Origin of the sequence: Sulfitobacter dubius, assembly GCF_027214245.1 — a bacterium.
Classification (GTDB): Bacteria; Pseudomonadota; Alphaproteobacteria; order Rhodobacterales; family Rhodobacteraceae; genus Sulfitobacter; species Sulfitobacter dubius_A.
In genome coordinates this window covers 502,874-521,049 of the sequence record NZ_JAPWHM010000003.1, presented here as the reverse complement: position 1 = coordinate 521,049, position 18,176 = coordinate 502,874, and the positions used below count along the sequence as shown (strand labels likewise).

Below are 18,176 nucleotides of genomic sequence, written 5' to 3'. Positions count from 1 at the left end.
TTCATCCTTTTTCAAATACCGTCCGACGGCTCAACTGACGCGACGCATGCCCATGACACGCGCCCGTTTGCGCGGATCACTGTCAAAAAGCGCGGCAAGCTGCTCGGTCATCGCCCCGGCCAACTGATCCACATCCGTAATCGTCACGGCGCGGTCGTAATAGCGCGTCACATCATGGCCGATGCCAATCGCCAAAAGCTCCACCGCGCGGCGTTTTTCGACCATCGCGATCACATCGCGCAGGTGCTTTTCCAGATAATTGGCCGGGTTCACCGAAAGCGTGCTGTCATCCACCGGTGCCCCATCGGAAATCACCATGAGGATCTTACGCGCCTCATGCCGTGCCAACATGCGACGGTGCGCCCATTCCAGCGCTTCCCCGTCGATGTTCTCTTTCAGCAGACCCTCTTTCATCATCAAACCCAAGTGGTCGCGGGTCCGCCGCCAAGGGGCGTCAGCGGACTTATAGATGATGTGGCGCAGGTCATTCAGCCGCCCCGGCTGGGCGGGGCGCCCGTCATTCAGCCACGCCTCGCGCGCCTGACCGCCTTTCCAGGCGCGGGTGGTAAAGCCGAGGATCTCGACCTTGACGTTGCACCGCTCCAAGGTCCGCGCCAACACATCCGCACAGATCGCGGCGATGGAGATGGGCCGCCCGCGCATAGAGCCGGAGTTGTCCAGCAGCAGCGTCACCACGGTGTCGCGGAACTCGGTGTCCTTCTCTACTTTGAAGCTGAGCGGCGTGGTGGGGTTGGCCACGACCCGCGCCAGACGGCCCGCGTCCAGCGTGCCTTCTTCTAGGTCGAACTCCCACGAACGGTTCTGCTGCGCTTGCAGACGGCGTTGTAATTTGTTGGCCAAACGGCCCACAGCGCCTTTCAGCGGCTCAAGTTGCTGATCCAGATAGGCGCGCAGACGTTCCAATTCGATCGGTTCGGCCAATTCCTCGGCCCCGATCACCTCGTCATGTTCGCCGAGATAGACGCGGTATTCAGGATCGGCATCAGAGACAGGCGGCGGTGGCGGCGGGTCCATGGGCGCGTCGCCCTCGGGCATATCCGCCTCATCGCCCAATTCTTGATCCGCCTCGTCATCCATCGAGACCTGCGCCTGACTTTCGTCCTGCTGCTGCTCTTGGGAGTTCTCAGGTGTGCCTTCGGCCTCTTCCTCGTCCTGATCGTCTTGGCCAGTGCTGTCGGGGTCTTGTTCCTCTTCGGAGCCCTCTTCGGCCTGATCCTCTTGCTCGTCGTCTTGGCTATCGGGGTCGTCACCCAATTGATCGCCATAGCCAAGATCCGAGATCATCTTGCGCGCCAGCCGCGCGAAATCGGCCTGATCGGCAAGGCTGCCGTCGATCCCCTCTAGGGTGCCGCCCGCCTGATCTTCGATAAAGCCGCGCCAAAGTTCCATGGCGTTCTCGGCCCCTACGGGCAGGGGGCGCCCCGTCGCCATATGACGCACCATATAGCCCGCCGCGACCGAAAGCGGCACGTCGCTGGCCTGTTTCGCCTGATCGTAGCCGCGGCGCAGGGCCTCGTGCTTGATCTTGACGTCGATATTGCCCGCGGTGCCGGGCATGTCGCGCGCGCCCATGGCCTCGCAACGGGCGGTCTCCATCGCCTCATAGAGTTCGCGCGCCATGTCGCCCTGCGGGGCATAGCGGGCGTGGGTGGCGGCATCATGGTAGCGGCGGTTCAACGCCAGGGCGTCGGCGGTCCCACGGGCCAGCAGAACCTCGTCTCGGGTCATCCGGCGGCTGACCTGTGGCAGGCGCATCGCGTCACCAGAAAGCCCTGACGGATCAACGGAGTAGCTGACGTTCAGCTCGGCGTCATCGGCCATCACTTTGGTGGCCTCTGCGAGGGCCTTTTTGAATGCGTCAGCGGGGTTGTCGGATTTCTTCATGAGCCCATGCCTCTGTCAGCTTCGACATGAGGTTTGGCAGGTTTTCACGGAAGGGTCAAAGGGGCAGGCGCGTGCAATCAATACGCCAGTTTCCGCCCATAGCACCCGCTGAGCGGGAACCCCCACCCGCAGATCGGCATTTCCCCAGCAGTCGACGCACCGGTGCCTCTCTGAACCCTGGCAGCAATGCGTCTCAGCAAGTAGGAGTAAGGAAATGACCAATTTCATGCAACATGCGAGCCGTCTGGCCATGATCGCTGTCTTGGGGGCCGCGCCTTTGGCCGCCACCGCACAGGACGCGACAAAACCCGCCTCAGACGAGGCCACTGCCGAAGCGCCTCAGACCGATGAGGCGACACAGAGCAGCGAAGCCACAGCGAGCGGTGATGCGGTAGAGGCCGAGACAGAGACCGGCACCGCTGAAGCGCCCGAAGGCGAAGCGGAGATGGAAGCCGACACGGCTGAAGCGCCTGAAGCTGACGCCGAGATGGAGGCCGACACTGCCGGGGCAGCCGACACGGATGCCGCCACCGACAGTGCCGAAGTACCGGCCACGACCGAACCGATGACCGAAGACACGGCAGAGGCCCCGGCAACGGAGCCCTTGGGCGATACCGTCGCTCCCGCTGACACAACCGCCGAGGCGCCGGCAGAAGAGCCTGCCAAGCCGGTTGAAGGTCAGATCACCATGCAAAGCGAGAACACGATCCTCGCCGACGATCTGATTGGCAGCAACGTCTATTCCGACGCAGGTGAAAAGATCGGCGATGTAGATGACCTGATCGTCAATCTCGATGGCACCGTCGAAGGTGTCGTGATCGGTGTCGGTGGTTTCCTCGGCATGGGTGAAAAATGGGTTGCCGTGAAAATGGACAGCCTGTCGACCATGACTGACGAAAGCGGCACGCTGCGTCTGGTATCCTCGGCCACCAAGACCGACCTTGAAGCCGCAGAGGCCTTTAAGACCGCGCAGGATATGGAAGCCGAGCAGCAAGCGCTTGAAAATGCTGCCCCGCAAGACCCCAATGCGGTCGGTACTGCGACTGCGCCTGCCAACTAAACAATGGCCTGAGGCGGAACGAAAAAGGAGCGCTGATATCAGCGCTCCTTTATTTTTGTCCGACGGTCTATGCGGATCAGCCTAGACTTAGGCTCGCCGCGCTCTCGGGCAGTTCCTCGTCAAACAGGCGCTGGTAGAACTCCGCCACGGTCTGGCGCTCCAACTCGTCACATTTGTTGAGGAAGGACAGGCGGAAGGCATAGCCGACGTTGCGGAAGATTTCCGCGTTCTGCGCCCATGCGATGACAGTACGCGGGCTCATTACCGTCGACAGTTCACCATTCATAAAGGCGGTCCGGGTTAGATCGGCCACGGTGACCATCTGTTTTAGGGTCTTGCGGCCCTTCTCGGTATTGTAATGCGGGTTCTTGGCCAGCACGATCGCAGTTTCAGCGTCGATGCTGAGGTAGTTCAGCGTAGCGACGAGCGACCAACGGTCCATCTGCGCTTGGTTGATCTGCTGGGTGCCGTGGTAAAGTCCGGTGGTATCGCCCAAGCCCACAGTGTTGGCCGTGGCAAAGAGGCGGAAATAGGGGTGCGGGGTGATAATCTCGTTCTGATCCATCAGCGTGAGCTTGCCGTCATGCTCCAGCACGCGCTGGATCACGAACATCACATCGGCGCGGCCCGCGTCATATTCGTCAAAGACAATCGCGGTTGGGTTGCGCAGCGCCCACGGCAGGATGCCTTCGTGGAATTCGGTGACCTGTTTGCCGTCGCGCAGTTTGATCGCGTCTTTGCCGATCAGGTCGATCCGGCTGATGTGGCTGTCGAGGTTGACGCGCACGGTGGGCCAGTTCAGCAGGGCGGCGACCTGTTCGATATGGGTCGATTTGCCGGTGCCGTGGTAGCCTTGGATCATGACGCGGCGGTTGTGGGTGAACCCTGCGAGGATCGCCAGCGTGGTGTCAGGATCAAACTTATAGGTGCTGTCGATGTCCGGCACGCGGCTGGTGCGCTGCGGGAAACCTTTGACGACCATATCGGTGTCGATGCCAAAGACATCGCGCACCGAGAGTTCTTCGGTGGGTTTCATGTCATGTTCCAGTGCACCGTCGGCCATCGCTCGTCATCCTTTTCGTTAAGCGCGCGGTCGGGGCCGCGCGCGTATCTGGTGCAACATATCGTGCATATCCGCAAGGGGAAGGGGCAACTGGCATTATCCGCACCCGGCCGCTGGTCCGGTTGTGGGATCAGTCCTTGAAGTTGCGGCTGCCCTTGATCTGGTCCCATGCCCAGACGACAAGCTGCAACTGCTCTTCCTGACTGCGGTCGCCGCCGTTCATGTCGGGGTGCAGCACTTTGATCAGCGCCTTGTAGGCTTTGCGCACCTCGGGTTTGGTCCATGTGTCCTTGGCTTCGAGAATCTCGATCGCACGGCGCTCGGTCGGGGGCAGGCGGCGGCCCGCTTGCTGGCCCTTGCCGGGGTTCTGGGTCGCGTTCTTGCCCAAAACCTGATGCGGATCTTCGATGCCAAGGCGTGCCCATGCACGCTGCTCGGGGTCGCCGAGCGGCTTGGTGGCGCGTTCCCAGACCTTGTCCTTGGACATTTGCGCGTTCAACTCGGCCTCGGTGGTGCCGTCAAAGAAGCTCCACTTCGCGTTGTATTCGCGGACGTGTTGCTGGCAGAACCAGAAGTAATCATCCAGCACATCGGGGGCCTTGGGCGCGCGGAACTTGCCCGGCTCGTCGCAGCCCTCATGGTCGCAAATCCGGGTCGAGGTTTCCGACGCACCGGACATGCCGCGGCGGCCGCGGGGGTTTTTCTTTTTGGAGGACGACACGGACATGTCGAATCCGAAGGGATCAGCTTTTGGCATGTGGATAGACCTTTCCGACTCAGGCCGGTCACCATATACCCTGCGTCGCAGGATTGAAGGGGGCCGAGGTAAAAAACATGTCGACAACACAAGAGATTTCAGACCGGCTGGAAGCCGCTTTTGCGCCGCGAGAATTGGATGTGGTGGATGACAGCGAAAGCCATCGCGGTCACGCCGGGTTTCAAGAGGGGGGCGAAAGCCACTTTAACGTGCGCATCCGCTCAGAGCGTTTCAAGGGTCAGAACCGGCTGGCGCGGCACCGGGCGGTGCACAGTGCCTTGGGGCCGGATCTGATGGGGCGCATTCATGCGCTGGCGCTTGATCTGGACGAATAAGGCCCGCATTTAGGGCTTTGTTTTATCGTCGTCTTCGTCGGATTTATCCAGCGAAGAAACGTCCGGCGTTTGCTCTGTCGCGGTACCGGAGAGGAACGCAGGTGGCGTTGCCAGCTTGGCAGGTTCCTCTTTGGCTGGCTCCACTTTCCCGGGTTCCACTTTCGCGGGCGCGTCATCGTCGGGCGTGATAGAGGCGGGCGCATCGGCCTGAAGCGCCGTCTCGTCGCCCTCAATCGTGGCGGACAATGCAGGCGTTGCAGCGGCGGGGGGCAGCAGATCGCCGTCCTCTGGCTTGCTGCTCGCGCTGGCCAGGCGGCGGAACACCAGCACATTGCGCCACTCGGTGGTGGTCGAGGTCAGGCCAGAGCGTTCTTGCGAGGGCAATGTCTCGGCCCGCTGGTACTCCCAGCCCTCGGCGGCCTGTTCGTTCAGGCACTCTTCCAACGTATTGGCAAAGCGCGCTTCGGGGGCTTTCAGACCTTTGGCTTTCTGCCCTTTGGTGGGGGCGGGAAGGATCTTGTATTCGTAGCGCATAGGGGCCTCGGCTGGGTTGGCGACATGAGCCGCGTCAGGTGAGTTTCAGGCGGATTTGCGGCGGATGCCGATGCTGCGACCGGCCTGCGCCGGTGTGGGCAATTTGGCATGGCTGCGGCGCATCGCGTCAAGACGTGTCAGGATATGCTGCGGCATCGGGGCGACACGCGGGCCGGATTGGTCCACATGCAGCGTTAACCCTTCGGCGGTGGCGGCGAGCCAGCCGTCGACGTGCCACAGCTCTTGAAAGCTGTGAAACCGTTTCTCGTCATGGTCGAGCAATTGGAAGGTGGTGTAGACGCGGTCACCCTCATGCAGCTCGCGCAAGTAACATACGTGGAATTCGGCCACATAGGTGGTGCAGCCCGTGCGCTGGTATTCTGGCCCCAGACCGATTTCCCCATAGGCTTGGTCAACGCCCTGATCGAACAGGACGTTGTAATAGGCCATGTTCAAATGACCATTGAAATCAATCCATTCGGGGAGAACTTTCATCTCGCTCGAACGGAAGGGGGCCGGGGTCTCGCTCATTGCTGGGCGAGCTTGCGCGACACGATTTCATTGACCGCCTTGGGGTTGGCCTTGCCGCCCGTGGCTTTCATCACCTGACCGACGAACCAGCCCGCGAGCTTCGGGTTCTGCTGCGCCTTGGCAACCTGATCGGGATTGGCGGCGATGATTTCATCCACTGCGGTCTCGATCGCGCCCGTGTCGGTTACCTGCTTAAGGCCTTCGGTCTCGACAATTTCAGCCGGGTCGCGGCCAGTTGTATAGGTGATTTCAAAGACTTCTTTGGCGATCTTGCCGGAAATGGCATCAGAGGCGATGAGATCGACGATTGCCCCAAGTTGCGCGGGGGTGACCGGGCTGTCGGTGATGCTCTTGTCGTCTTTCTTGAGACGCCCGAAAAGTTCGTTGATCACCCAGTTCGCCGCCATCTTGCCGTCACGGCCCTGCGCCACGGCCTCAAAGTAGCCCGCGCTGTCGAGGTCAGCCGTCAGCACGGAGGCGTCGTAGTCCGACAGGCCAAAGTCACCGATAAAGCGCGCTTTCTTCTGGTCCGGCAGTTCCGGCAGGTTGGCGGCGATCTCATCAACCCAAGCCTGCTCAATCTCCAAAGGCAGCAGATCGGGGTCGGGGAAGTAGCGGTAGTCATGCGCTTCTTCTTTGGAACGCATGGAGCGGGTTTCTTGCTTGTCTGGGTCGAACAGACGCGTTTCCTGCACCACTTCGCCACCGGCTTCGACAATCGCGATCTGGCGTTTGGCTTCGACTTCGATGGCTTGCTGGATAAAGCGCATGGAGTTCATGTTCTTGATCTCGCAGCGGGTGCCCAGATGGCTGAAATCCTGCGTTTCCTGATACTTCTCGTACTGGCCCACGCGGCAGATCGACACGTTCACATCTGCACGCATCGCGCCCGACTGCATGTCGCCGTTGCAGGTGCCCAGATAGCGCAGGATCTGGCGCAGTTTGCCAAGGTAGGCGGCAGCCTCTTCCGGTCCACGGATGTCGGGGCGCGAGACGATTTCCATCAGGCAGACGCCGGTACGGTTGAGGTCCACGAAGGACATGTTCGGGTCCATGTCGTGGATCGACTTACCCGCGTCCTGCTCCATGTGGATGCGCTCGATCCGCACCAGACGGGCGGTGCCGTCGCCAAGCTCCACCAGCACTTCGCCTTCGCCTACGATGGGCTCGTAGAGCTGGCTGATCTGATAGCCCTGCGGCAGATCGGGGTAGAAGTAGTTCTTGCGGTCGAAAGCGGACTTCAGGTTGATCTCGGCCTTAAGGCCCAGCCCGGTGCGCACGGCCTGTTCGACGCAATATTCATTGATCACCGGCAGCATCCCCGGCATCGCGGCATCGACGAAGGCCACGTTGCTGTTCGGCTCGGCGCCGAATTGGGTCGACGCGCCAGAGAACAGCTTGGCGTTCGACGCGACCTGCGCGTGCACCTCCATCCCGATGACCAGTTCCCAGTCATGTTTGGCACCGGCAATCACGCGCGGTTTCGGGGTGTCGTAACTCAGATCAAGCATCGCGGCCGCCTTCGGTCAATTGGAACTTGGCCGGTCATACTGGAGCGCACCACGCGCTTCAAGAGGAAGGCTAGCCCGGTAGGGCAATCTGGCGGCGGCCTTCGGTGAAAATGACCCTTTTGCCGGCATCGATCTCGCGTTGGAACAGGCCGGTGATGATGCGCATCGCCTCATCCCGGCCCGAGGCGGCAAAGCGCCGGGCGGAGCGGACGCGCAAGTTGTTGTCGAAGCCGCGCGCGGCATGGGCCCAGAGCATCGGGTGCAGTTCCGTCATATGATCACGCACGATCCAGCGGGCGCAATCGGCGATCTCGGCGCGCACGGCCCCTGCGGCATCCTCAGACGGGGTGGCCTGACCGATGGCGCTGGCACAATAGGCGGCCAGCAGGTTGGCGGTATGCGGATCGGGGCGTCGCGCGAGGATATCGCGCAGCCCTTCGATGAAAAACGGCACATCAAGATTGGCACAGGCCCGCGCATCGCAGCTGATCGCGTCGAATTGCACCCAAGTATAGCCGCCCGCGCCCCATGTCTCTTCGGTCCGCGCGGCAGTGCGGCGGGCCTCGAGTTCCAATTGGTCATAGGAGCCATGCCACCGCGGCAGAAGGTGGTTGCCCATGGCCCGCATGGGGCGCGGGTTTTCGGGGTTCAGGTCGATGAGCCGCGCGTAGCGGTCGGCCACGGCGCGGGCGTCACCGCCGGTTCCCCCCAAAAGGGCACAGTGCGTCGCCGCGAGCAGGGGCGAGGCGGCTGTGTCCTTGTCGAATGGCGCGAGGATTTGCTCCGCGCGTTCAAAATGCGCGGCGAAGGCCGCATGGTTGCGGGCGGGCACGTCGCTGTCCCAACCCGTGCCGCGCCACGCCCAGCCGATGTCCATATGCGCCTGCGCCACGATGGCGGCGATCATGGCGTTCCCGGCGTGATCGGCCAGCACATGTTCCAAGGCTTCGATCCCGGCCATCAGGGGTGCGTCACTGGCCGGTTTGCCGTCGTAAAGCGCATGTTCGGCAGCAAGAATCACATCCGCCCTTGCGCCAAAGGCCATCAGTTCGGCCACCGGCATGGCGCCCGGTGTCATTTCGCGGCGCATATCGGCGTCATGCAGCAGGGTTGCCATCTCATCCCAGCGTTCTTGGCGCACCAGCCATTGCGCGCGGTATTGGTGGCGGTCGCGCTGCATCTCTTCGGCGGTGGGATCGGGGCAGGAAATACGCAGCAGGGCATCGCGCGGCGCACGGCGGCGCAGCAGAGGCATTTCCAGCGGTTCAAGCTCAGGCGCTTGGGGCGCAGGTTTGCCAAAAAATCCCTGCAAGGCGGACGGGATCATATGCGAAAGTATCTTCATCTGGGGCCGGTCCTGCCTGCTATTTGCCGATGATTCAGGTTTGACCGGGCAATGGGGCGGAACCGTGTCCGGGGTGCGGAGCTTTCGGGAAAATTCTGCAGCGGGGGCGGGCATGAAAGCGTAACCACAGGCCACAATCTGGCATCTGGGCGGCGCGCTGTTTCCCGATCAGAGGAAATCTGCCGATCTTGCGAGGCCGTCATGCTTGCCAACTGCGCTTTGGGGCGGTCTTATGCGCGCCATGAGACCTGCCATGATTGCCCTGCTGCTCTGCACGAGCCCCACATTGCTTTGGGCCGAGCTTCCCAAACAGCCCGCCCCGGTGGTGGAGGTGGATAACGTGGTGCAGACCGCCGCGACCTCATTGTCTTTCCCCGATGCGGTGGAGGCTGACGAGGAACCGCCCGCGCTTGAAACTGCGCCGTTCACCACGACGCTGCGCCCGCCTGCGCGCCCGGGCAATCTGCCGCGCACGCGCTGGCAACATATGCGGGGGCATTCGCTTTGGACGCGGGCCGCTATTTCGGCGCTCAAGTCGCATGGCAAGCCTTTGGTCGATATGGTGCCTGCCGATATCGAAAGCTGGTGCCCGGCCTATCCGAACGCATCCGAGAGCCAGCGGCGCGCCTTTTGGGTCGGCTTTATGTCGACGTTGGCGAAACATGAAAGCACCTATCGGTCTTGGGCCGTGGGTGGGGGTGGGCGCTGGTATGGGCTGTTGCAAATCCTGCCGGGCACGGCGCGGGGGTATAGGTGTAACGTTGGCAGCGGCGACGCGCTCAAGAATGGGGCCGCGAACCTCAGCTGTGCTGTGCGGATCATGGCGACGACCGTACCGCGCGATGGGGTGATTGCCGGAAACGGCAGACGCGGTGTTGGGGCGGATTGGGGGCCAATGCGCAGCGCCTCCAAACGCGAGGATATGGCCCGCTGGCTGCGGCAGCAGTCCTATTGCAAACCGTTGAACGCGACACGGCCCCGCAGCCGTCCGTAAATCATTGGATCAGCGTGAAGTGATGCCGCTCTGTGGTGATGCCGCGTGTCTGTAGCGCGGTTTCCAATGCGCGGTGCGGTGGGGTGGCCTCGAAGGGCAGTTTGATCTTGCGGCCCGTCTTTAGAATGACTGTGGCGCGGACCGACATATCAAGCCGCGTATCGAGCCGAACGTGGTCGATCTGCACCAGCGCAATTTTCGCGTCGCGCTTGCCGGTGGCCCATGACAGATTGTCGTGGTCGAGCGTCAAGCCGCTGATCGGATTGGTGAAAAGCTCCCAAAGCGCAGGCATGGTGAAGAGCCCCAGCAGACCCACAAGCCAGCCCGAAGCATCAAGCCAGAGCCACCCCGCGCCGAGGGTCGCCCAGATCGCGGGCAACACCAGCAGCGCCGTCCGGCTGCGGGCAGGGCGGCGGTAGGTATAGGCCGCCATGCTTTCTGTCTGGGGTGCCGCGTCAGGCACCGCGAATGCGGCTGAGCATCTCTGACGTGTCCCGGCTGAGGTCGGGGCTGGCGAGGAGGCGGTCCAATTGCGTTTTGATTATCTCTTGCCGTGCCGCGTCATAGCGCCGCCATGTTTGGAAGGCCGAACACATCCGCGCCGTGGTTTGCGGGTTCACCGGGTCGAGCTTGATCAGCCAATCGGCCAGCTGCGCGTAGCCCTTGCCGCTTTCATGGTGGAAGCCCGCATGATGCATCGCCAGGCTGCCAAAGACCGCGCGGAAGCGGTTGGGGTTCTTCCAGTTGAAATCCGCGTGCTGGGTGAGTTTGCGCGCCACCTCGGCGGCCTCTTCCGGAGCGGCTTGGCTGACTTGCAACCCGAACCATTTGTCCATCACCAAACGGTCATCGCGCCACTGCTCTTCAAACTCAGCCAGCGCCTTGTCGCCTTGGCCCGCGCGCAGCAGGGCCGCCAGCGCGCTGAGTTGCTGGGTCATGTTGTCGGCCTGTTCGTACTGCGCCTGCGCGCGCTCTGGCCCCTGCACGCGGGTTAACAGGGCAAGGGCGGCATTGGTCAATGCGCGTTTGCCCGATTGCGCGGCATTGGGTTGGTAGGGGGCGTCGACCTTATGCCGATCGTAAAGCGCGCTCAACAGCGGGGCGAACCGCTCGGCCATCGCATCGCGCGTGGCTTCCACCGCCTGATGGATCGCCGCCGGATCCGGGGTCTTGCCCGCGTCATGAAGGGCGCTTGCCAGATCGCCATGGCTGGGCAGCCCCAACATCAGCGCGCGGTAGGCGGGCTCCAGCGCCTCATCCTCCAGCACCGCCCGCAATGCTGCGAGCCAGTCGTCATCCGGCGCGCTGTCTTCGGTGATCGTGGCCAGCAAGGATTGCCGCGCCAAGGTGCGCCCGGCTTCCCACCGGTTGAACGGATCGCTGTCATGGGCAAGCAGCAGCAGGCGCTCTTCTTTTGAGAGGTCTTGATCCAGCACCACCGGAGCGGAGAAGCCCCGCAGCACCGAGGCCACCGGGCGCGCATCCAACCCATCGAAGGTAAAGCTTTGCTCCGCTTCGGTCATCTCCAACACGCGGGAGGGGGCCACCTCGGCACCATCCGCGCCAATCAGACCTACTGTGATGGGCAAGACCTGTGGCTCAGGGTTTGGCGTGGCCGCGCTGGGGGGCGTGTGCTGGGTGAGGGTGAGGGTAAAGATGCCCTTGCCTGCGTCCCATGCCTCCGTCACCGCAAGGCGCGGCGTGCCCGCTTGCGAATACCAGCGTTTGAACTGGGTCAGATCGCGGCCTGTGGTGTCTTCGAACACCTTCAGCCAATCTTCGATCGTTGCCGCGTCGCCGTCGTGACGCTCGAAATAGAGATCCAGCGCCTTGGCATAGGCATCATCGCCCACCAAGGTCTTGAGCATACCGATCACCTCGGCGCCCTTCTCATAGACGGTGGCGGTGTAGAAGTTGTTGATCTCTTGAAAGCTTTCGGGCCGCACCGGATGCGCCAACGGGCCTTGATCTTCGGCGAATTGACGGCCCCGCAGGTCGATGACATCGCCAATACGTTTTACCGCCGGAGAGCGCATGTCAGAGGTGAACTGGCTGTCGCGGTAGACGGTTAGCCCCTCCTTCAGACAAAGCTGGAACCAATCGCGGCAGGTGATGCGGTTGCCGGTCCAATTGTGGAAATACTCATGGGCGATGATCGCTTCGATCCGCTCGAAATTGTCATCCGTAGAGGTCTCGGGCGAGGCAAGCACGGCGGCGGAGTTGAAAATGTTCAGCCCCTTGTTCTCCATCGCGCCCATGTTGAAATCATCCACCGCGACGATGTTGAAGATATCGAGGTCATATTCGCGGCCATAGACTTCCTCGTCCCATTTCATCGACGCCTTCAGCGCCTCCATCCCAAAGGCGCATTTGCCCTCATCACCGGGGCGCACATAAAGATTCAGATCGACTTCGCGGCCCGACATGGTGGTGAAACGATCGGAATGGGCGACCAAATCGCCCGCCACCAGCGCGAAAAGATAGGCAGGTTTGGGCCATGGGTCGTGCCATTCGGCGTGGTTCTGCCCCTGCGCCACCGGGTTGCCGTTGGACAGCAAGACAGGATGCGGCCCGTTGATGGTGACGGTAAAGACACTCATCACATCGGGGCGGTCGGGATAATAGGTGATCTTGCGAAAGCCTTCGGCCTCGCATTGGGTGCAATACATGCCGCCCGACATATAAAGCCCTTCCAGGGCGGTGTTGCCCTTGGGATCAATCTCAACCTCGGCTTCCCAGATAAAGGGGCCGTCTGGCACATCGCAGGTCAAACCCCGCTCCGTCATCTTCGGGAAGACGGGCTTGCCATCAATCTGCGCGGAAATCAGCGAGAGTTCTTCTCCATGAAGGAAGAATTCCGCCGTCTGCGCCGCAGGATTTGGGCGAAAAGCGATGCGGCTTTTGACCCGCGTCTTGTGGGGATCAAGCTCAAAGGTCAGTGCCACCTCATCCACAAGGAAGCCGAACGGCTGATAGTCGCTGAGATAGATCGTTTGGGGGGTGGCGTCGCGCATTGGGCCTCCAGTCGGGGGAACGTAATTGGTCTGGGAAAGGTTATGTCTCTAGAAGGCGGCCTGCAAGCCGAGCCGCCCCAACTTCGAGCAATGAGGTGTATCCATGTCCGCCCCCGACAACGATACCGAAACGCAGAAGAAACGTCATCGCCCCGCTTTGATCGGTATCAAAACCGCTATCATCGTGGGCGCGCTATTGATGATTGCTGGCATCGTTTACGCGGTGTTGCAGGCCACCGACCCCTCGCCGGAAGGGGAAGTGCAGCCCGTGGACGGCCCGGCGGACGCCGAGCCTGTGATCGCCACCCCAGAACCGACGGGTAAATAGCGCCGTGCGTCGCCGTCCTTCACGCGCTTGCGCCGCTTTGCCTTTCTGCTAGACATTTCGTTAGGGTATTTAGCGCGGGAGAGGGCAGAGAATGACGGGTAGAGTTGACAAAAACGGTTTGCAGGTAGACCCCGAACTGGTTGAGTTCATTGAAGGTTCGGCCCTGCCGGGCACCGATGTAGAAGCGGATGTTTTCTGGGCGGGCCTGTCGGACCTCGTGCATGATCTTGGGCCGAAGAACCGCGCGCTGCTGGAGAGGCGTGCCGAGCTTCAGGCCAAGATCGACGACTGGCACCGCACCCGCGCAGGTCAGCCGCATGACGCGGAAAGCTATACCGCCTTCCTACGCGAGATTGGTTACCTCTTGCCCGAAGGGCCGGATTTTCAGATTGAGACGCAGAACGTAGACCCCGAGATCGCGCAGGTGCCCGGGCCGCAGCTTGTGGTGCCGATCACCAATGCTCGTTTCGCGCTGAACGCCGCCAATGCGCGCTGGGGGAGCCTGTATGATGCGTTCTACGGCACTGATGCACTGGGTAATTTGCCGACGGGCAAGGGCTATGACGCCGAACGTGGTGCGCGGGTGGTGGCGCGGGCAAAGGCCTTTTTGGATGACGCGGTGCCGCTCTCTGCGGGCAGCCACGCAGATTTGGCGGGTTACCGCGTTGTGGACGGGCATCTCGAAGGTGTGATGTCTCAGGATGCGGCCCCCTGCGGTTTGGCCGATCCGGCGCAGTTTGCGGGCTACCGGGGCGCGGCAGAAGCGCCAGATGCGATCCTCTTGCGCAACAACGGGCTGCATATTGAGATCAAGATCGACCCGGACCATGCGATTGGCAAAGACGATCCCGCCAGCGTCGCCGATGTGGTCATCGAGTCCGCGCTGTCGACCATCATGGACTGCGAAGACAGCGTCGCGGCGGTGGACGCCGAGGACAAGGTACTGGCCTATGGCAATTGGCTGGGGCTGATGAAGGGCGATCTTGCAGAAACCTTTGAAAAGGGTGGCCAGACCGTCACCCGCCGCATGGCCGATGACTGGAGCTTTACCGCGCCGGATGGCGGTGAAGTGACGTTGAAGGGCCGCTCTTTGATGTTGGTTCGCAATGTCGGCCATCTGATGACCAACCCCGCCGTGCTCGACCGCGCGGGGCATGAGATTGGCGAAGGGCTGATGGATGCCATGATCACCACATTGATCGCGATCCACGACCTAAATCGCGAGGGCGGCAATTCGGTCACCGGCAGTGTCTATGTGGTGAAACCCAAGATGCATGGACCCGAGGAAGTGGCCTTTGCCGATGAGATTTTCACCCATGTGGAAAAGACGCTCGGCCTGCCGCAATATACTGTAAAGCTGGGTATCATGGACGAAGAGCGCCGCACCAGCGCCAACCTCGCCGAATGTATCCGGGCCGCGAAACATCGTGTGGCCTTTATCAACACCGGTTTTCTTGACCGGACAGGGGACGAAATCCACACCAGTATGGAAGCCGGGCCGATGGTGCCCAAGGGCGAGATGAAGAACAGCGCTTGGATCGCGGCCTATGAAGACCGCAACGTCGACATCGGCCTTGCCTGCGGATTGCAGGGGCGGGCGCAGATCGGCAAGGGCATGTGGGCCATGCCAGACCGTATGGCCGAGATGCTGGAGGCGAAGATCGGCCACCCCCAATCCGGTGCCAATTGCGCATGGGTGCCATCACCCACGGCGGCCACGCTGCATGCTACACATTACCACAAGGTTGACGTGTTGGCGCGGCAAGAAGAAATCAAAGAGGGTGGCGCGCGCGGCACGCTCGGCGCACTGTTGACCATCCCGGTGATGGAAGGCCGCAACCTTAGCACCGAAGAAATCACCCGCGAGATCGAGAACAATGCGCAGGGTATTCTGGGCTATGTCGTCCGCTGGATCGATCAGGGGGTCGGCTGCTCCAAAGTGCCCGACATCAACGACGTGGGCCTGATGGAAGACCGTGCCACCTGCCGCATCTCGGCCCAAGCCTTGGCAAACTGGCTGCACCACGGCGTCATCAGCCGCGAAGAAGCCGAGGCTGCGCTTAAAAAAATGGCAGCCGTGGTGGACCGTCAAAACGAGGGCGATCCTAGCTATCGTCCGATGGCGCCCGGCTTTGACGGGGTGGCCTTTCAGGCCGCTTGCGATCTGGTGCTGAAGGGGCGCGAACAGCCCTCGGGCTATACCGAACCGGTGCTCCATGCGCGGCGTTTGGAGTTGAAGGCGCAGAGCCGAGGTTGAGGCCGCGGCGCGAAGCGCTTATGTTCGGGCCATGGTGAAAAAGAGGTAACTCATGGCCCGACCCGTCGTTGGTATCATTGGCAATTCCTACCTGCTGAACGATCAATACCCCGTCCACGCGGGCGGGCAGATGAACACCGAAGCGATTGCCGAGGTGTCGGGCTGCCTGCCTCTGATCGTGCCGAGCGATCCGCGCTTTGTCTCGGTCGAGGAATTGCTGGAGGTCTGCGATGGCTTTCTGTTGACCGGCGGGCGCCCCAATGTGCATCCCGAAGAATATGGTGAGCCCGAAACAGAGGCCCATGGTGCTTTTGACCGCGCCCGCGATGCCGTGGCGCTGGCACTGGTGCGCGCCTGTGTGGCGCGCGGCCAACCGTTTCTTGGCCTGTGCCGTGGTTTTCAGGAGGTCAACGTGGCCATGGGGGGCTCGCTCTACCCTGAGATACGCGATCTGCCGGGGCGGATGAATCACCGGATGCCCCCCGACGGTACGATCGAAGAGAAATTTGAGCTGCGCCACGACGTGAGCTTTACCGAAGGCGGCGTTTTTCATCATGTGATGGGAGCATCAAAGGTTCTGACCAACACGCTGCACGGGCAGGGGATCAAAGAACCCGGCCCGCGCGTGGTGATCGACGGCCACGCGGATGATGGCACGCCCGAGGCGATCTACATCAAGGACGCGCCGGGCTTTACCCTCGCGGTGCAATGGCATCCTGAGTGGAACGCGGCCAGTGACCCGGTTTCGCGCCCGCTGTTCGAACATTTCGGTGCCGCGGTGCGGGCTTGGGCCGCGGATGGCTCGGCGCTGCCGGTGATGACTGCCGCGCAGTAGAGCGGGGCGGCGGGCCGCGGGGTTTTCACGGGGTGCGCGGCCCTGACCGAATAAGCGCGGGCCGCGCATGCTATGGGCGCTGCGGGGCTGATGTCTCTCATGCGAGGGTGCGACGCAGGGCTACGCATCGATAAAACCCTAATCCCCTGTCGAAAACGGGCCATGAAAGATGGGGCCACGATATCGGCTGCCACCGTGATCTGCCGCCAAGCAAGTCAACTGTGCAGGCGGTTCAGGGGCGCGGGCGACATCGCGTGGCTGAGCGGCGTTACATCATCGTCCAAGACCGCCTCCTCCGCCAGATGGTCCGCCTTCCGATCCTGCGGCGGGATCTGACGAGAACAGGCGCGGGAATAGGAACTGTAGGGCCAAGCCTCTGGCCGCTGACAGTATCCTGCATGCACCGGACTGAGGTGCACCAGATCGCACTGGCGCTCGAAATCCGCGTGATCGCGTATCCGATGCTCCCAAAAACGCCGCTGCCATATCCCTTTTTCGCCCCGTTTGATCTGCTGCAGGCTGCGATGTGGGGCTGGGGGGAGGTGTCTGGAAAAGCGCCCTTTCCACATACCGATGCGGTTGCCGTAGTCATTATCATTCAGGGGCAGGGTCCAAACCGTGTGGATCACATCCGGCAGGACCGCGATGGCTTCAATCCGAAACGGTCTGCGCGCCAAGGTCTCACGCATCGCTTGGCGCAGGGCCGTGATATGCCGCAACAGCGCATCATCGTCCCGCTTTGCAAGGCGCAGGGTAAAGAAATAGCTGTTCGGGCCATGGGATGAAAAACGGTCACTCATGGCCCCCTGTTTGGCGCAGCTTGGTTAAACTCCCCTTAACGCTGCTACATCTGCCCGCCTGCAATCTCGATCGACTGACCATTGATGCTTTCCGAGCCTTCGCCAACCAGCCATGCCGCTGCCGCCGCCACTTCAGACGGGGTGATCAGGCGTTTGTGGCGGTTGGCGTTGACCATCACATCACGAGCCTTTTCCTCGGACAGCCCTGCGCGTTTGGAGATCGCTTGGGTGTTGCGCGCGATGATCTCGGTATCGACATAGCCGGGGCAGAGGGCGTTGAAGGTAAAGGGCTGGCCCATGTAATCCTCACTGAGCGAACGGATCAGCCCGATCATCCCGTGTTTCGAGGCCGAGTAGCAGGCCGCCCCAGGCAGCCCGCGTAGCCCCGCCATGGAAGACACTGCGATCACCCGGCCCCAATCGGTCTGGCGCATGGATTTCAGGCTCTCGCGGATGGTGAGAAAGGCGCCATCGAGATTGGTCGCCATCATGTCGCGCCAGAAATCGAGGTCGGTTTTATGCAGCGACCGGCCCTCGGCCACGCCAGCGTTTGCCACGCAGATTTGCACCGGCCCATTGGCCTCTACCGCGCGGGCGATCGTGTCGATGACCTGCGCCTCGTCGCGGACGTCCATCGCCCTGCCGGTGATGCCATTGCCCGACACCGCGTCAAGCACTTCCTGCCGCCGCCCGGTAATGGTGACCCGCGCGCCCTTGGCCGCCAGATCCTGCGCGATGGCGAGCCCGATGCCGGTGCCACCGCCGGTGATGAATGCGTGCTTGTCTTGCAATGTCATAATGCCTCCCCTTTACGGGCAGGGTGGCGCGCTGGCGGCGGCAGGACAAGAGGCAGCTTCGGATAACGGGGCGTTATTTGAAGGGCAGCACAGGCGAGTGGCGCAGGGTA

The 18,176-nt window shown here is 62.0% G+C and carries 17 protein-coding genes; 6 read left to right on the top strand and 11 right to left on the bottom strand.

The genetic code is table 11. The features are described from left to right. Positions 1 to 30: 30 nt before the first annotated feature. A complete protein-coding gene (gene cobT, locus O4H31_RS09620) occupies positions 31 to 1,905 on the bottom strand; it encodes a cobaltochelatase subunit CobT (RefSeq protein ID WP_269345183.1) in 1,875 nt (624 codons plus the stop codon). Between the two features lie 214 nt (positions 1,906 to 2,119). Here cobT and O4H31_RS09615 point away from each other — a divergent pair, with 214 nt between their 5' ends. Continuing rightward, on the top strand, positions 2,120 to 2,965 hold the full coding sequence (locus O4H31_RS09615) for a PRC-barrel domain-containing protein (RefSeq protein WP_269345181.1): 846 nt from the start codon (positions 2,120 to 2,122) through the stop codon (positions 2,963 to 2,965). 76 nt (positions 2,966 to 3,041) lie between these two features. Here O4H31_RS09615 and cobS read toward each other — a convergent pair whose 3' ends face one another. Beyond that, a complete protein-coding gene (cobS, locus tag O4H31_RS09610; protein WP_067625494.1) occupies positions 3,042 to 4,028 on the bottom strand; it encodes a cobaltochelatase subunit CobS in 987 nt (328 codons plus the stop codon). 130 nt (positions 4,029 to 4,158) lie between these two features. Beyond that, positions 4,159 to 4,785: a J domain-containing protein gene (locus tag O4H31_RS09605; protein WP_067625492.1), complete on the bottom strand. Its 627-nt coding sequence runs from the start codon at positions 4,783 to 4,785 to the stop codon at positions 4,159 to 4,161. 77 nt (positions 4,786 to 4,862) lie between these two features. Here O4H31_RS09605 and O4H31_RS09600 point away from each other — a divergent pair, with 77 nt between their 5' ends. Beyond that, entirely contained in the window at positions 4,863 to 5,120 is a 258-nt protein-coding gene (locus O4H31_RS09600) for a BolA family protein (protein ID WP_067625489.1), read from the top strand. A 9-nt stretch (positions 5,121 to 5,129) separates the two neighbouring features. Here the strand turns inward: O4H31_RS09600 and O4H31_RS09595 are convergent, their stop codons facing one another. The 4 genes from O4H31_RS09595 to O4H31_RS09580 all read right to left on the bottom strand — a co-directional run bounded on the left by O4H31_RS09595 (position 5,130) and on the right by O4H31_RS09580 (position 9,041). After that, complete coding sequence (locus tag O4H31_RS09595) at positions 5,130 to 5,654, bottom strand: DUF4177 domain-containing protein (protein ID WP_269345174.1); 525 nt, start codon at positions 5,652 to 5,654, stop codon at positions 5,130 to 5,132. 45 nt (positions 5,655 to 5,699) lie between these two features. Beyond that, on the bottom strand, positions 5,700 to 6,185 hold the full coding sequence (locus tag O4H31_RS09590; protein ID WP_269345172.1) for a thioesterase family protein: 486 nt from the start codon (positions 6,183 to 6,185) through the stop codon (positions 5,700 to 5,702). Next, a complete protein-coding gene (gene gatB, locus O4H31_RS09585; RefSeq protein ID WP_269345170.1) occupies positions 6,182 to 7,696 on the bottom strand; it encodes an Asp-tRNA(Asn)/Glu-tRNA(Gln) amidotransferase subunit GatB in 1,515 nt (504 codons plus the stop codon). Before gatB ends, O4H31_RS09590 begins: the two co-directional genes overlap by 4 nt. A gap of 70 nt (positions 7,697 to 7,766) precedes the next feature. Then, the gene (locus O4H31_RS09580) at positions 7,767 to 9,041 is read right to left on the bottom strand and encodes a hypothetical protein (RefSeq protein ID WP_269345169.1); all 1,275 of its coding nucleotides are present in this window, start codon (positions 9,039 to 9,041) and stop codon (positions 7,767 to 7,769) included. Positions 9,042 to 9,294: 253 nt separating this feature from the next. On the opposite strand from O4H31_RS09580, the gene O4H31_RS09575 reads away from it, so the two are divergent. Further along, positions 9,295 to 10,035 (top strand): lytic transglycosylase, encoded by a 741-nt coding sequence (locus tag O4H31_RS09575; RefSeq protein WP_269345167.1) that lies wholly within the window; start codon positions 9,295 to 9,297, stop codon positions 10,033 to 10,035. 1 nt (position 10,036) lies between these two features. Here O4H31_RS09575 and O4H31_RS09570 read toward each other — a convergent pair whose 3' ends face one another. After that, the gene (locus O4H31_RS09570) at positions 10,037 to 10,468 is read right to left on the bottom strand and encodes a hypothetical protein (protein ID WP_269345165.1); all 432 of its coding nucleotides are present in this window, start codon (positions 10,466 to 10,468) and stop codon (positions 10,037 to 10,039) included. 22 nt (positions 10,469 to 10,490) lie between these two features. Further along, positions 10,491 to 13,049, bottom strand: coding sequence for an aminopeptidase N (gene pepN, locus O4H31_RS09565; RefSeq protein WP_269345163.1), 2,559 nt, complete (start codon positions 13,047 to 13,049; stop codon positions 10,491 to 10,493). A 103-nt stretch (positions 13,050 to 13,152) separates the two neighbouring features. Between pepN and O4H31_RS09560 the strand changes: the two genes are divergently transcribed. From O4H31_RS09560 to O4H31_RS09550, 3 genes are all read left to right on the top strand, one after another. Then, entirely contained in the window at positions 13,153 to 13,377 is a 225-nt protein-coding gene (locus O4H31_RS09560; RefSeq protein WP_269345162.1) for a hypothetical protein, read from the top strand. A gap of 91 nt (positions 13,378 to 13,468) precedes the next feature. Then, positions 13,469 to 15,634, top strand: coding sequence for a malate synthase G (locus tag O4H31_RS09555; RefSeq protein WP_269345160.1), 2,166 nt, complete (start codon positions 13,469 to 13,471; stop codon positions 15,632 to 15,634). A 52-nt stretch (positions 15,635 to 15,686) separates the two neighbouring features. After that, entirely contained in the window at positions 15,687 to 16,469 is a 783-nt protein-coding gene (locus O4H31_RS09550; RefSeq protein ID WP_269345158.1) for a gamma-glutamyl-gamma-aminobutyrate hydrolase family protein, read from the top strand. A 215-nt stretch (positions 16,470 to 16,684) separates the two neighbouring features. On the opposite strand, the gene O4H31_RS09545 is transcribed toward O4H31_RS09550, so the two are convergent. Then, a complete protein-coding gene (locus O4H31_RS09545; protein WP_269345156.1) occupies positions 16,685 to 17,269 on the bottom strand; it encodes an REP-associated tyrosine transposase in 585 nt (194 codons plus the stop codon). Positions 17,270 to 17,313: 44 nt separating this feature from the next. Next, positions 17,314 to 18,066: an SDR family NAD(P)-dependent oxidoreductase gene (locus O4H31_RS09540; RefSeq protein WP_269345154.1), complete on the bottom strand. Its 753-nt coding sequence runs from the start codon at positions 18,064 to 18,066 to the stop codon at positions 17,314 to 17,316. Between the last annotated feature and the right edge of the window lie 110 nt (positions 18,067 to 18,176).